General features: G+C 71.7%; 16 protein-coding genes. 6 read left to right on the top strand and 10 right to left on the bottom strand.

Annotation, left to right across the window (positions count from 1 at the left end; all coding sequences use genetic code 11):
- Nucleotides 1–39: 39 nt before the first annotated feature.
- Together DVR05_RS13340 and DVR05_RS13330 are read left to right on the top strand one after the other, a co-directional pair.
- Nucleotides 40–813 (top strand): NPP1 family protein, encoded by a 774-nt coding sequence (locus DVR05_RS13340; protein ID WP_116246175.1) that lies wholly within the window; start codon nt 40–42, stop codon nt 811–813.
- Between the two features lie 363 nt (nt 814–1,176).
- Nucleotides 1,177–1,611, top strand: a complete 435-nt coding sequence (locus tag DVR05_RS13330) for a nuclear transport factor 2 family protein (RefSeq protein WP_116246174.1) — start codon at nt 1,177–1,179, stop codon at nt 1,609–1,611.
- A gap of 213 nt (nt 1,612–1,824) precedes the next feature.
- On the opposite strand, the gene DVR05_RS27020 is transcribed toward DVR05_RS13330, so the two are convergent.
- Nucleotides 1,825–1,992, bottom strand: coding sequence for a hypothetical protein (locus DVR05_RS27020; RefSeq protein ID WP_017599363.1), 168 nt, complete (start codon nt 1,990–1,992; stop codon nt 1,825–1,827).
- A gap of 33 nt (nt 1,993–2,025) precedes the next feature.
- Nucleotides 2,026–3,168, bottom strand: a complete 1,143-nt coding sequence (locus DVR05_RS13325) for an acyl-CoA dehydrogenase family protein (protein ID WP_116246173.1) — start codon at nt 3,166–3,168, stop codon at nt 2,026–2,028.
- 200 nt (nt 3,169–3,368) lie between these two features.
- On the opposite strand from DVR05_RS13325, the gene DVR05_RS13320 reads away from it, so the two are divergent.
- The 3 genes from DVR05_RS13320 (at nt 3,369) to DVR05_RS13310 (ending at nt 7,921) form a co-directional block, all read left to right on the top strand.
- The gene (locus DVR05_RS13320; protein ID WP_116246172.1) at nt 3,369–5,390 is read left to right on the top strand and encodes an MDR family MFS transporter; all 2,022 of its coding nucleotides are present in this window, start codon (nt 3,369–3,371) and stop codon (nt 5,388–5,390) included.
- 87 nt (nt 5,391–5,477) lie between these two features.
- The gene (locus tag DVR05_RS13315) at nt 5,478–6,677 is read left to right on the top strand and encodes a DUF2207 domain-containing protein (protein ID WP_157982440.1); all 1,200 of its coding nucleotides are present in this window, start codon (nt 5,478–5,480) and stop codon (nt 6,675–6,677) included.
- A gap of 101 nt (nt 6,678–6,778) precedes the next feature.
- Complete coding sequence (locus tag DVR05_RS13310) at nt 6,779–7,921, top strand: acetyl-CoA C-acetyltransferase (RefSeq protein ID WP_116246170.1); 1,143 nt, start codon at nt 6,779–6,781, stop codon at nt 7,919–7,921.
- Nucleotides 7,922–8,002: 81 nt separating this feature from the next.
- Here DVR05_RS13310 and DVR05_RS13305 read toward each other — a convergent pair whose 3' ends face one another.
- On the bottom strand, nt 8,003–9,427 hold the full coding sequence (locus DVR05_RS13305) for an FAD-binding oxidoreductase (RefSeq protein ID WP_116246169.1): 1,425 nt from the start codon (nt 9,425–9,427) through the stop codon (nt 8,003–8,005).
- A gap of 126 nt (nt 9,428–9,553) precedes the next feature.
- Here DVR05_RS13305 and DVR05_RS13300 point away from each other — a divergent pair, with 126 nt between their 5' ends.
- Nucleotides 9,554–9,742 (top strand): hypothetical protein, encoded by a 189-nt coding sequence (locus DVR05_RS13300; protein WP_232832111.1) that lies wholly within the window; start codon nt 9,554–9,556, stop codon nt 9,740–9,742.
- A 93-nt stretch (nt 9,743–9,835) separates the two neighbouring features.
- Here the strand turns inward: DVR05_RS13300 and DVR05_RS13295 are convergent, their stop codons facing one another.
- The 7 genes from DVR05_RS13295 to DVR05_RS13265 all read right to left on the bottom strand — a co-directional run bounded on the left by DVR05_RS13295 (nt 9,836) and on the right by DVR05_RS13265 (nt 13,491).
- Complete coding sequence (locus tag DVR05_RS13295; protein WP_116246168.1) at nt 9,836–10,564, bottom strand: GbsR/MarR family transcriptional regulator; 729 nt, start codon at nt 10,562–10,564, stop codon at nt 9,836–9,838.
- A gap of 185 nt (nt 10,565–10,749) precedes the next feature.
- On the bottom strand, nt 10,750–11,145 hold the full coding sequence (locus DVR05_RS13290; protein WP_116246167.1) for a multidrug efflux SMR transporter: 396 nt from the start codon (nt 11,143–11,145) through the stop codon (nt 10,750–10,752).
- A 47-nt stretch (nt 11,146–11,192) separates the two neighbouring features.
- Nucleotides 11,193–11,513 carry a multidrug efflux SMR transporter gene (locus DVR05_RS13285; RefSeq protein WP_116246166.1) on the bottom strand — a complete coding sequence of 107 codons (321 nt, stop codon included), beginning with the start codon at nt 11,511–11,513 and terminating at the stop codon, nt 11,193–11,195.
- Nucleotides 11,510–12,034 (bottom strand): nucleoside deaminase, encoded by a 525-nt coding sequence (locus DVR05_RS13280; protein WP_198659161.1) that lies wholly within the window; start codon nt 12,032–12,034, stop codon nt 11,510–11,512. Before DVR05_RS13280 ends, DVR05_RS13285 begins: the two co-directional genes overlap by 4 nt.
- The gene (locus DVR05_RS13275) at nt 12,031–12,639 is read right to left on the bottom strand and encodes a DsbA family protein (RefSeq protein WP_198659160.1); all 609 of its coding nucleotides are present in this window, start codon (nt 12,637–12,639) and stop codon (nt 12,031–12,033) included. The genes DVR05_RS13280 and DVR05_RS13275 overlap by 4 nt, the downstream gene beginning before the upstream one ends.
- 91 nt (nt 12,640–12,730) lie before the next feature.
- Nucleotides 12,731–13,210, bottom strand: a complete 480-nt coding sequence (locus DVR05_RS13270; protein ID WP_116246165.1) for a MarR family winged helix-turn-helix transcriptional regulator — start codon at nt 13,208–13,210, stop codon at nt 12,731–12,733.
- Nucleotides 13,211–13,302: 92 nt separating this feature from the next.
- Nucleotides 13,303–13,491 (bottom strand): DUF397 domain-containing protein, encoded by a 189-nt coding sequence (locus DVR05_RS13265; protein ID WP_116246164.1) that lies wholly within the window; start codon nt 13,489–13,491, stop codon nt 13,303–13,305.
- Nucleotides 13,492–13,552: the final 61 nt, after the last annotated feature.

The following is a 13,552-nucleotide window of genomic DNA, read 5'->3' as shown; positions in this document are numbered from 1 at the left end:
ACGCACGCGGCCGGATCTCCCCCCGCCGGAAGGACCCCCATGTCCGGACCCGCCCGGATCGGCGCCCGCGCCCTGGTCGGAGCACTGTTCCTCGTCCTCGCCCTGCCGGGTGTCGCGCTGGCGGCCCCGCCGTCCGCCCTGCCCGCGGGCCACACCGACGCCGAGGGCAGGTGGCAGCCCGCCTTCGACTACGACACCGACGGCTGCTACCCCACCCCCGCGATCGGCCCGGACGGCACCCTCAACGAGGGGTTGAACACCTCCGGCGCGCTCAACGGGGACTGCCGCGACGCCCACGACCTGGACAACACCAACTCCTACTCCCGCTCCCGCTGCGACGCCGGCGGCTGGTGCGCGTACATGTACGCCCTGTACTTCGAGAAGGACCAGGTCCTCCCCGGCTGCTGCGGGCACCGGCACGACCTGGAGCACGTCGTGGTGTGGGTCCACGACGGCGAGGCGCGGTACGTGTCCGCCTCGGCGCACGGCGAGTACGACACCCGTCCCGCCTCCGAGGTCCGGTGGGAGGGGACGCACGCCAAGATCGTCTACCACAAGGACGGTTGGTCCACCCACGCGTTCCGGTTCGCCGCCGGACACGACGACCCGCCGGAGAACCACCACGGCGCGTGGCAGTACCCGGATCTGGTGGGCTGGGACCACTTCCCGCCGGGCGTCCGCGACATCCTCACCGCGGCGGACTTCGGCAGCGCCCAGCTCGATCTCAGGGACGACCGGTTCGGCGACGCGCTCGCGCGGGCGATGCCCCCGGGGATCGACTTCGACCCGTACGCCGCGGACACCCTCGGCTGAGCCCGCGTGGGGAACGGTCCGGGCGCTCCCCCGGTGACGGTGGTCAGCAGCGGTCCGGCGTCCCGGCGAGGTGGTCGTTGACCCGGCCGGGCGGGGTGAACGGCTGCGCGCGCTCGTCGCCGCCGAGTGGGGCCGTGATGTGCTCGTTGACGCCGTCGAGGACGCGGTGGAGTCTGGGCGGCCGTCATCTTGTCGAGGCGCGAGAGCGGGCCCCTGCGCCGCTCGGGGGCTGGCCGCCGTGGTCGAATCGCGGTTCGTCGCCGCTCTCCGCGCGGGCGGCCTACCCGCTTGTGTTGGTGGCACTAACGATGTAACTTCGTTTATGATTCTAACGTTAGTAGTACTAACTTTTTAGGAGTGGTCATGGCCGACACCGAGACCCTGGTCCGGGAACTCGCCGACCGCGCCGAACTGGCCGACCTGGTCGCCCGCCACAGCCTGTGGATCGACGAGGGCCGCTACGACGAGACCGACCGGCTCTTCACCGAGGACGTCACCGTCGCGTCCGTCCACGGGGAGGCCCGCGGCATCGCCGCACTCGTCGAGCTCGCCCGCTCCGGCCACGACCGCTACCAGCGGACCATGCACTCCAAGTCCAACCTCGTCGTCGAGGTCGACGGCGCGGTCGCCACGGTCCGGGCCCACGACGTCGCCATCTTCGTCATCGACGACGGGACGGAGGCCGTCGCGGCCGGGATCCACCGCTACCGGGCACGCCGCACCGGGGACGGCTGGCGCTTCGATCGCCTGGAGGTCATCCCGGTCGCCCTGACCGAGGCCCTCGACCGGGCCCTCTGACGCGAGTCCCGTGTCCGCCGGCCGTCACGCGGCATCCTGTGAACAGGTCGTCATACTCGCATTGCGCTGATGCGGTGGCGAAGGTCAGAATCAGCGTCAGCTTCGATCCCGACGAGGCGATGCGTCTGGTCCGCGGCGCAGGGCGGGCCCCGGACCGGAGCCGGGGAGAGATGGTGTGAGCGTTCGTGCGCCCGTCGACGCGGCCCGGCGGGCTCAGCGCCAGGACCACGCCCACAGCAGCAGGCACACGAACACGAAGAAGACCACGATCCCGCTGGTCGTCCACGGGATGTGCACCTTGGGCCGCAGCTTGCGCACGCCGATGACGAGCAGCACGACCAGCAGGCCCATGACGATGAGGCCGTCCCACGCACCGCTCATGACCGATCCGACCCCTTCCGGACGGGGGCCGCCTCACAGGCCCAGGCCGCGCCCCACGATCTCCTTCATGATCTCGGTGGTGCCACCGTAGATCGTCTGGACCCGGGCGTCCTGCCAGGCCCTCGCCACCGGATATTCCATCATGTAGCCGTACCCGCCGTGAAGCTGGAGGCAGCGGTCCATCACCCGGTTGCACATCTCGGTGGTCCACCACTTGGCCATCGCGGCGTCCTCGACGGTGAGTTCGCCCCGGTTGAGCAGTTCGACGCCCCGGTCGACGTAGACCCGGGCCATGTCCACCTCGGTGGCCATCTCGGCCAGGGCGAAACGCGAGTTCTGGAAGCGCCCGATCGGGCGGCCGAAGGCGGTGCGCTCCCGGCAGTACTCGATCGTGTGCCGGAGGATCGCGTCGGCGGAGGCGGTCGCGCAGGTGGCGATGGACAGCCGCTCCTGCGGCAGGTTCTGCATCAGGTGGATGAACCCCTGGTTCTCCGTCCCGACGAGGTTGGTGACCGGCACCCGCACGTCGGAGAAGAAGAGTTCGGCGGTGTCCTGGGCCTTCATGCCGATCTTGTCGAGGTTGCGCCCGCGCTCGAAGCCGGGGGTGCCGCGCTCGACGGCGATGAGCGAGAATCCCTGGGCGCCCGCGTCGGGGTCGGTCTGGCAGACCACGATCACGACGTCGGCGTTGACGCCGTTGGTGATGAAGGTCTTCTGCCCGTTGATGACGTACTCGTCGCCGTCCCGCACAGCCGAGGTGCGGATCCCCTGGAGGTCGCTCCCGGTCGAGGGCTCGGTCATGGCGATCGCCGTGATCAGCTCGCCGCTGGCGAAGCCGGGCAGCCACCGGCGCTTCTGCTCGTCGGTGGTCAGCCCGACCATGTACGGGGCCATGACGTCGTTCTGGAGGGTGATGCCGAGGCCGCTGGCGTGCGCGCGGCAGATCTCCTCGTTGACGATCGTGTTGTACCGGTAGTCGTGGACCCCGGTGCCGCCGTACTCCTCGGGCACGCCGTGGCCGAGCAGGCCGACCTCGCCCGCCTTCGTCCACACCTGGCGGGGGACGATCCCGTCCTTCTCCCACTGGTCGTGGAAGGGGACCACCTCGCGTTTGAGGAACTCCCTCACGCTCTCGCGGAAGAGGTCGTGGTCGGCGTCGAAGAGTTCCCGTTTCATGCGCTGCCCCGGGGGTGTCGTCGGTCACGTGCGATCACACGGTAACCGAATCCGATTCGGTTTTGAAGGGGGGCGGGCAAGGGCGGGCAAAGGTTCCCACGGGTGGGGCGATTCCCCGGCTCCCCGGGAACGGACGCTTCCTACCGTGGCCGGAGTGGGGCCGCCGTCACCGGGAGGCGGTCCGGGCGGGGGGAGTGCCGATGGCGGGGAGCGGGGCCGACCGGGGGGAACGGCAGGGGGCGCGGATCGCGGCCATCATGACGGCACTGATGCTGAGCGTGCTGCTCTCGGCGCTGGACCAGACCATCGTGTCGACCGCCCTGCCGACGATCGTGTCCGACCTGGGCGGCCTCAACCACCTGTCCTGGGTGATCACCGCCTACCTGCTCGCCGTCACCGCCAGCACCCCGCTGTGGGGCAAACTCGGCGACCAGTTCGGCCGCAAACAGCTCTTCCTCATCTGCATCTCGGTCTTCGTGGTCGGCTCCGCCCTGTGCGGGACGGCGCAGGACATGCTCCAGCTCATCGTCTTCCGCGGGGTTCAGGGCATCGGCGGGGGCGGGCTGATGGTGCTGGCCGCGGCGATCATCGGCGACGTCGTCTCGCCCCGGGAGCGCGGCAGGTACCAGGGGCTGTTCGGGGCCGTGTTCGGTGTCGCCAGCGTCGCCGGTCCGCTGATCGGCGGACTGTTCGTCGACCACCTGAGCTGGCGCTGGGTGTTCTACGTCAACCTCCCGCTGGGGGTCGTCGCCTTCCTCCTCGTGCTCGCGGTCCTGCCCCGGCACCGACCGGAGGGCCGGGAGCGCGTGGACTACGCGGGGATCCTGCTGCTCGCCGCCACCGCCGTGTGCCTGACGCTCGTGGCCGCCTGGGGCGGGTCGATGTACCCGTGGACGTCGCCGGTGATCCTCGGTCTGGCGGCCACGGCGGCGGTCCTGGGAACGGGCTGGTGGTGGACGGCCCGCCGCGCCGAGGAGCCGGTCATGCCGCTCGGGCTGTTCCGCGACCCGGTGATCGTGGTCCCCATGGCCATCAGCTTCTGCGTGGGGGTCGCGATGATGGGCTCGATGGCCTTCCTGCCGCTGTTCCTCCAGGTCGCGCACGGCCTGTCGCCCACGGCCTCGGGCCTGTACCTGCTGCCGATGGTCGGGGGCATGTTCCTGACCTCGATCGGCAGCGGCCGCCTGGTCACCCGCACCGGCCGGTACAAGGTCTTCCCGGTGGCGGGCATGGCGGTGACGTCGGTGGGGCTGTTCCTGCTCTCGACCATGGGGCCGGACACCGCCGACGCGGCCATGGGCGCCTACTTCTTCGTCCTCGGTTTCGGACTGGGGATGGTGATGCAGGTGGTGATGCTGGCCGTACAGAACGGCGCCGAGTACCGGGACCTGGGGGTGGCCACCTCCGCTGTCACGTTCTTCCGGTCGATCGGTGGCTCCTTCGGGACCGCCGTGTTCGGCTCGGTGTTCGCCGGGCAACTGGCCGCCAACCTCGCCGACCGCGCCGATCGGATCCGGCTCCCGCCCGGGGTGGACATCGCCATGCTGGAGAGCGACCCGCGCACCGTGGACCGGCTGTCCCCCCAGACGCAGGCCTCGTTCCTGGGCGCCTACGCCGACGCCGTCGACACCGTGTTCCTGTGGGCGGTGCCCGTGGCGCTGGCCGGGTTCGTCCTCGCGGTCTTTCTCCGGCAGGTCCCGCTGCGCACCACCGTGGAGTCACCCGACCTGGACGAGGCCGTCTCCCCGGTCATCTCCGCCGGGCGCGGCCCCCTCGCGCACGTGGAGAAGGCGGTGTTCCGGTTCTGCGGCGAGGAGGGCGCCCGCGGGATGTACGACCGCCTGCGGGAGGCCAGCGGGCTGCCGGTCTCCCCGGAGGCGTGCTGGGCGCTCAGCCACCTGGGGACGATGGGACCGCTGGGCCGGGAGGAGGAGGAACGGGTCGCCAGCGTCTCCGACGAGTGGTGGGAGAGGATCCACCGGGAGCTGCGGGAGGCGGGTTACCTGGTCGAGGAGGGCGGGCGCTGGGAGCTCAGCCGGAGCGGGGCCGAGGCGGCGCGGGCGCTGTTCGACGCCCAGCGCACGGCGCTGCGGTCGCTGCTGGCCGACTACGGGCCGGAGGAGCACCCGGAGGTGGTGGCCGCCCTGGAGCGGATGACCGCCGACACCCTCGGGGACGAGGGGGACGCCGAGGCTCTGGAGCGGCGGACGCCGCTGGAGTGACGCGGAGCGGGACCGGGCCCCGGGGCGTGGACGCGGCCTCTTCTGGGGATCATGGTCGGAGCCCGACCCCCCGAGAGAGCGAGCCCGATGGCATCCGCGTCCCGTTCCCCCAAGCGCCGACGCAAGCGTGACAAACTCCGTGCGGCCGAGCGCCGACGCAGGCGCAACGCGCTCCGCGCCGTCGAGCGTCGGCGCGGGCGTGAGGGGTTCCGCGCCGACGCACGTCGACGGGAGCACGGCACACCCCCCGCAGCCGAGCACCGACGGGAGCGCGACACACCCCGTGCCATGGCCGTGCTCGCCGGGTGCGTCGCGCTGCTGGTCCTGCTCGGCCTCGGCGTCCACCACCTCGGGGATTGGGAGTCCCCGCCGGGCGAGTGGCGTGTCACGGGGTTCGACGCCCAGGTCACCGTCCACGCCTCGGGGTCGGTCGACATGGTCGAGACCATCACCTACGACTTCGGGGACCGGCCCTCCCACGGCCTGACCCGGGAACTGCCCGAGACCGGGTGGATCGACGGCTACGGGTGGCGCGACTTCGGCCTCACCGACGTCCGGGCCGACAGCGCCGACGATCTGCCGGTGGAGATCAGCGCCCACGACGGCGACCCCCGTGCGGAGAGCTGGACCGTCGTGCGCGTCGGCGACTTCGAGGACGACCCGGCGCTCACCGGTGAGCACGTCTTCGAGATCGCCTACACCTACGAACGTCTCACCACGCCGGGCGCGGACGGCGGGGCGCACTACTACGCCGACATCGTCGGCAGCGGATGGAGGGTCCCCGTCGAGTCGGTCACCGCGGCGTTCCACCTGCCCGACCTGGCCGAATCGGGGGAAGAGGGGGAGGTGTACGAGGAGATCGACGCCGCCTGCCACGCGGGGGACGTCGGCGACCGCGGCGGCTGCGCCGACATCGCGTGGGCGGATCCGGGCGCCGCCGGACCGTTGCTGACCGCCGAGCACGGGAGGCTCTCACCCGGGCAGGCCATGAGCGTGCGGCTGTCCCTTCCCCCGTCCGTGTACTCCGCCGACCACACCGGCTGGGACGAGGGCCCCGCCCAGCCCGAACCGCCCTCCGCCGACCTCCTCGTCGCGGTCGTCGCCGTCATGGTCCTCGGCTGCTTCGTGGGACTGCTGCTCGGACTGAACCACCTGGGCGAGTACTTCTTCGGGCGCGAGGCCTGGTCGGGGAGCGGCTCCCGCCGGGGCGGAGGCGCCGGTGGAGGCGGCGGTGGCGGAGGCGCCGGTGGAGGTGGCGGCGGCGGTGGCGGCGGTGGCGGAGGCTGACCTGCGACGGAGGGGGAAAGCCCGGGGCGGGGGCTTGCCACGGCAGCCAAACCGAATACAGTTCGGTTTAGAACCGTCATCCACGTCCCTGGAGGACCCCCGTGGCCGAGGCATACATCGTCGGCGCAGTACGCACCCCCGTCGGCACCAAGAAGGGCGCGCTCGCGGCCGTGCACCCCGCGGACCTGGGGGCGCACGTGCTCAAGGAACTCGTCACGCGCACCGGGATCGACCCGGCCGCGGTCGAGGACGTCGTCATGGGCTGTGTGACCCAGGCCGGGCCGCAGGCCCTCGACCTGGCCCGCACCGCCTGGCTGTCCGCCGGGCTGCCCGAGTCCGTTCCCGGCGTCACCATCGACCGCCAGTGCGGCTCCTCCCAGCAGGCCGTGCACTTCGCCGCCCAGGGCGTGATGTCAGGGACCCAGGACCTGGTCGTGGCCTCCGGCGTGGAGAACATGGGCATGGTCCCCATGGGCGCCAACGTCCAGTTCGCCATCGACAACGGCCTGGGCCTGTACGGCGACGGCTGGACCGAGCGCTACGGGACGCAGGAGATCTCCCAGTTCCGGGGCGCCCAGCTCATGTGCGAGAAGTGGGGCTACAAGCGTGAGGAGCTGGAGCGCTTCGCCCTGGAGAGCCACCAGCGCGCGGCGCGGGCGATCGAGGACGGCCGCTTCGACGACCAGATCGCCCCCCTGGCCGGGGTCACCCGGGACGAGGGCGTGCGCCCCGACACCACCCTGGAGAAGATGGCGGGCCTGAAGCCGCTGCGTGAGGGCTGGGAGCTCACCGCCGCCGTCGCCAGCCAGATCTCCGTGGGCGCGGGTGCGGTCCTGCTCGCCTCCGAGCGCGCCGTGCGCGAGCACGGCCTGACCCCGCTCGCCCGGATCGTGCAGCTGTCCCTGGTCGGCGACGACCCGGTGTACATGCTCACCGCGCCCATCCCCGCGACCCGGATCGCGCTGGACAAGGCCGGGCTGACCATCGACGACATCGACGTCACCGAGATCAACGAGGCCTTCGCCCCCGTCCCGATGTCCTGGATCCAGGAGCTGGGCGCGGACCCGGCGAAGGTGAACCCCAACGGCGGCGCGATCGCCCTGGGCCACCCGCTGGGCGCGACCGGCGCCGTCCTCATGACCAAGCTGGTCAACGAACTGCACCGGTCCGGCGGCCGCTACGGCCTCCAGACCATGTGCGAGGGCGGCGGTCAGGCCAACGTCACCATCATCGAGCGGGTCTGAGGCCACCCGGGGGTTCCCGGAATTGACCCCGCGTGCGACTGGAATTCACGCGGTCGCACGCGGGGCTGCCTCTGCCGGCCCTCACCCCTCCCGGGGCCTCGGCGGCTGGTACGCCGTGTGGGCGGGCCAGATGTTGTGGTTGCGACGGAAGACGTTGTCCGGGTCGAACTCCCGCTTGACCTCCGCCAGTCGCTCGTGGTTGTCCAGGCCGTGCCCGGCCACGACGCGCTCGGCGCCCTCGTCCCCGACGAAGTTCAGGTAGACGTCCCCCGTCCGCCAGGGGCGGGTGTCCTCGCGCGCGTCGCGCACCCACTGGCGGGCGCGCGCGTCGTCCTCGGTGTCCTCCCACATCGCCATCGGGTGGACGGCCCACGCGGCGTGCCGCCACGGCACGGGGTAGTCGGTCTTGGGCCGGTCCATCGCGCCGCCGAACGGGAAGAGGACGTACTGGGTCGGGGAGGGGACCAGCATCTGGTGGGCCCGGGTGCAGAACCGCTCGACGAACTCGTCCGGCAGCGAGTCCAAGTGCTCCACCGACCAGTAGTTGCGGTATCCGTGCGGGTCGTCCAGGGCCTTCTGCGCCTGCGGGTAGGGCATGTCGGTGAGGAGTTCGGCCTCCGCCCCCATCCTGGTCAGCGGGGCGGCCAGGTCCCGGAGCATGCGCTCGTCGCCCGCGCAGGTCAGCACGACCGCGCACATGAGCGTGCCGACCAACCTGTCGGGGATGAACGGCTCCGGCTGGGGGACCAGGTAGATGACGCCGCCGCCGAGTTCGTCCGGGGCCTGTGCCATGAGGTCCCGGTACACGCGGACCACACCTGGGCCGGTGTCGGGGTGGAACAGGAGCAGCCCGAGCGAGAACTCCGGCAGCGGGTGCAGACGGAAGGCCAACTGGGTGGCGACGCCGAAGTTGCCGCCGCCGCCGTGCAGGGCCCAGAACAGCTCCGGGTTCTCCCCGGCCGAGGCGTGCACCCGGTCGCCCTCGGCGGTCACCAGGTCCACGTTGAGCAGGTTGTCGCAGGTCAGACCGAACTTGCGCTCCAGCCACCCCGAGCCCCCGCCGAGCGCTAGACCGGCGACGCCCGTGGTCGACACCCGGCCGCCCGTGGTGGCCAGCCCGAACGACGCGGTGGTCGCGTCCAGGTCGCGCATGAGGGCGCCCCCGCCGACCCTGACCTCCATCGCCTCCGGGTCCACCGTCACCGAGTGCATGCGGCGCAGGTCGATGACCAGACCGCCGTCGGTGAGCCCCATGCCCGCGACGCTGTGCCCGCCGCCGCGCACGGCGATCTCCAGACCCTCCTCGCGCGCGCACTCGACGCAGCGGCGGACGTCGTCGACGGACGCGCACTCGGCGATGGCGCTCGGGCGCAGGTCGATCATCCCGTTGAAGACCGTGCGGGCGTCCTCGTACTCGGGCCCTCCGGGGGCGATCACGGGTCCGGTCAGCCCGGACCGGAGGGATGCGAGCGCGCTGTCGGAGATCGCCGTTGTGAGATGGGCCATGACCGTCCCCCTCGCCGTGGCGGGACCGGAGCGGCACGGGGTGGGCGCGCCGCTGTTCCCTCTCCCTCAGCGTAGGTCGGCGACCCGTCCCGAAATAAGCCCACTTTGAACGAAAATTGCTTGATCATGCGTGCTCAGTGGGGGTCCGCCGTCCTCCGGGGCGGCACCCCGCTGCGTGCGTATGACGCGGTGCAGTTGGCCACGGGGAAGGCCGTGCGCTCCGTGGACCCGGGCTGTTCCACCTTCGCCGTCTTCGACAAGGACCTCAGAGGCGCCGCCGCGTTGGAGGGGTTCGCGCTGCTTCCGGAGCGGTAGCCGCTCCGGCTACGGCGGGTCGGAGGCCGTCGCCGGGCGCCTGGCCGGAGCCCCGCTCACCGTCACCGGGGGAGCGCCGCCCGCGCCCGGCCCTCAGGGGGTCTCCGTGCTCGTCCCGGGGGATTGGGTGTGGAGGACTTCGCGGGACTGTCGTGCGGCGCGCAGGATGCTCTCGCTGATGAAGTCGCTGAAGCGGGCGACGTTCTCCAGGCGGACGGCGGCCGGGGTGTCGCGGCCCAGGACGTTGACGCCCTGCCGGGCGGTCTCGGCGACCTGGGCGAGGCCGTGGGCGCTGGCGACCGTCGACTGGTACCAGACGTCGTCGTCGACGAGGTAGCGCTCGCGGCGGCCCTCGTCGCGTACCCGGCGGATGAGGCCCTGCTCTTCGAGGAAGGCGACCGCCTTGGAGACCGACGCCGGACTGACCTGGAGGTGGTGGGCGAGTTCGGAGGCGGTGAGGCTGCCCGAGTCGGAGATGAACAGGCAGGACAGGACCCGGGCCATCATCTTGGGAGTGCCCTGCCGCATCAGCAGGGTGGCGAACGCCTCCTCGTACTCGCGCACGGCCTCGTCGTCGCGTCCCCGGCCTTGCGCTGGCGCCCGCCGCACCCGGGCCTGCCTGCGCCGGTGGGCGCGACGTTCGGTGGCGCGCTGCGCCAGGTCGGCGCGGTAGGCGCTGGGGCCGCCGTTGCGCGTCACCTCGCGCGTGACGGTGGAGGTGGGGCGGTCCAGGCGTCGGGCGATCTCCGCGTAGGCCAGGCCGTCGGCCAGCCCCAGCGCGATCTGCTGGCGTTCGGACTGGGTGAGTCTGCCTCCCGGCACCGCGATCTCCCTCCGTGCTTCCCCGTGACCGCCAGCGTAGCGTTTCCCGTATCCGAAACAACGGGAGTGCGGCGAGAGCGGGACGCGGGGGCGCCCCCCACCGCCCCGCCGTCGTCGTCGCGGGCGCGGGCACCGCGTCAGGCGGCGCCCGCGCCCGCGGGGCATCCGGTCCGGGTTTCGCGGCGCTAGGGCGTCGGCTCCGCCCGAGCGCGCTCGATCCTCGGGCTGTCGGCGAGCTTGATCCAGACGACGCCGCCGATGATGACGGCCAGCCAGAACGCGCGGACCGGGGTCAGCACCTCGTCGAAGAAGACGGGGCCCAGGAGGGCGGCGCCGACGGCGCCGATCCCGGCCCAGACGGCGTAGCCGATCCCGACGTCGATCGCCTTGAGGGCGACGCTGAGGCAGAACAGGGTCAGCAGGAAGAAGACGAAGGCGGAGACCGACCATCCCAGGACCGTGAAGCCCTCGCTGCCGCCGACGCTGAGGGCGTAGCCGACCTCGAACACTCCGGCCAGCAGCAGCACCAGCCAGGGTCCGGCCTTCTTCTCGGTCTTCTCGGTGTTCGTCGCGGTGGTCATCGTGTGAGTCCTTTCGGCGCGGTACGGGGCTGGTTCCGGGGTGCGGGTCATGCGGCGCCGCTGAGCTGGAGGCCGACGACGCCGCCGATGACGACGGCGATGCCCACCGTCTTCTTCCAGGTCAGGCGCTGGTTGAGGAAGAGCGCGCCGACGAGGACGATCCCGACGCCCGAGACGCTGGTCCAGATCGCGTAGCCGACGCCGACGTCGAAGGTGAGCAGGGCGAGGCCGAGGAAGAGGGTGCCGACCGCGCCGCTGGCGAGGGTGCCGAGGGTCCATCCCAGTTTGGTGAAGCCTTGCGCCTTGCTCGCGAAGATGCCGACGGCGATCTCGAAGATGACGGCGATGCCGAGGTAGAGCCAGCTCATGAGGGTGTTCCCTTCGTGTGTTCCGGCGGTGCCGGGGGCGTGGGTGCGGAGTGGTGCGGGCGGTGGAAGCGCTCGAACGGTTCCAGGCCGCGCGCGACGGGCAGCGGGCTGACCAGCCCGGCGAGCCGGGCGCGGTCGACGCCGAACGCGGGGTAGCTGTGGCGGTAGTCGAATCCGTGTGCCGCCGCGGTGTCCGCGTCCACGGCGACGTGGATCCGCGCGATCCGGTGGTCGATGGCGAAGCGGTAGCACAGCCCGCACGGTTCGCCGGTGGCCAGCAGCCGCAGGCCGCGCACGTCCCGTGCGCGGCGGTCGTGCATGGCCCGCCGCATGGCGACGATCTCGGCGTGAGCGGTCGCGTCGCCGGTCCGGCGGACCTCGTTGACGCCGAAGTCGGACACGTATCCGTCGCCGTCGGTGAGGACGCCGACGAACGGCAGGCCCCCGGACGCGACGTGCCGGACGCCGAACTCGACCGCCTCGGCCATCAGCCCGGCCAGGCCGGCGGTGGTCCGGTTCACGGTGCCGACCTCCGTTCACCGGCTTCGTCGACGGCGCGGACGAGTCGGTCGGCGTCCAGTACCCCGGAGTACAGCCGACCGGCCACCCGGAAGCTGGGGACGGCGGTCACCCCCACCGTCTCGGCCGCGTAGCGCTGGTCGGCGAGGTGGCGACGGCGCGGTTCCCGGCTGGCGAGGGCCCGGGCCACCTCCGACCTGTCGAGACCGACCGACGCGGCGACGTCTTTGATCACCTCGTCCTGGCCGATGTCGCGATTGTGCTGGAAGAAGGCGCGGAGCATCGCGGTGGAGTACGCGCGGGCCGAGCCGTGTTCCCGGGCGAGTCGCAGCACCGTGTGGGCCTTCGCGGTGCGCGGCTGCGGGGAGATCGTCGGCAGGGTGATGTCCACTCCCAACCGGCGGGCCATCGGGTGGACCGAGTCGCGCCAGACGCGCGGCAGGTAGTCGTCCTCCGGTCTCAGCGTGGGCGTCGGGTCCGGTCGCAGCTCGAACGGGCGGACCTCGATCCGCACGTCCCGCTCGTTCTCCAGCCGCTCCACCGCGTCCTCGACGAGGAGGCAGAACGGGCAGACGTAGTCCACGAACATCTCGACCTTCGTGCTCATCTCGTGGGCTCCTCTGGTTGCGATCGTTTTTCCTGCATGTACATGCATGTAAAGGAGTAAGGGTCGGGGATCGCGGCGGCGACCCGCGAACTCAGGGGGTGACGAGGGACTCGACCTTGCTCAGGGCGTGGCCGAGCCGCTCCACGTCCAGGTGCGGGAAGTGAACGGACGCCTTGCCCAGGAGCTCCTGGACGCGGTCTTCGTAGGGGGCTCGCACCTCGCGGAGCAGCGTCTCCCCCTCCTCGGTGATGACCGCGTAGACGCCGCGTCCGTCGTCCGGGCAGACGTCGCGGTAGGCGAGCCCCTTGGTCTCCAGTCGGCTCACCAGGCGCGTCGCCGAACTCTGGTTCAGTCCGACCCGCTGCGCGAGGTCGTTGACCCGCAGCTCCCTGTCCGATGCCTGGCTCAGGAAGGTCAGGGCGCGGAACTCCGTCAGTCCGACCCGGTGGGTGTCGGCGAGCCACCTGTCCAGGCTCGCGTCGACCGCGGAGGCGAACGCGGCGACCTTCGACCACGCGGCGCTCGCGCCGCCTTCGAGCGGAGTCTCTGGTGTAGATGGCTGCATGTGCATGCAAGTACAGTAGCAGAGGTCGGGCCGACCGCAAGCCCTCCCGTTCGGGACGGGGGTGGGCGGTCGGCCGCGTGGAGCAACCTTCGGGGGTGTCAGGCGGAGCGCACGGTGGCGATCAGGGCGCGCCACTCGGAGGCGGGGACCTCCAGGTGGGAGAGGTCGGGGTGCTGGGAGTCGCGGACCACCGCGCTTCCCGGGAGGTCCGCGACCTCGACGCAGTCCTGTGTCTGGCCCCCGCTGTAGGAGGACTTCCGGAAGTTCGGGTTCGCGGAGGGACACATGGTCGCTTTCCTCGTCGGCGCTTCCTTGACCCTCTACCCCGTCCTGAACCTTCTCATGGCG

The sequence above is a fragment of the Nocardiopsis sp. FIRDI 009 genome, from assembly GCF_003386285.1.
Taxonomy (GTDB): domain Bacteria; phylum Actinomycetota; class Actinomycetes; order Streptosporangiales; family Streptosporangiaceae; genus Nocardiopsis.
This window is presented reverse-complemented; position numbering and strand designations above follow the sequence as displayed.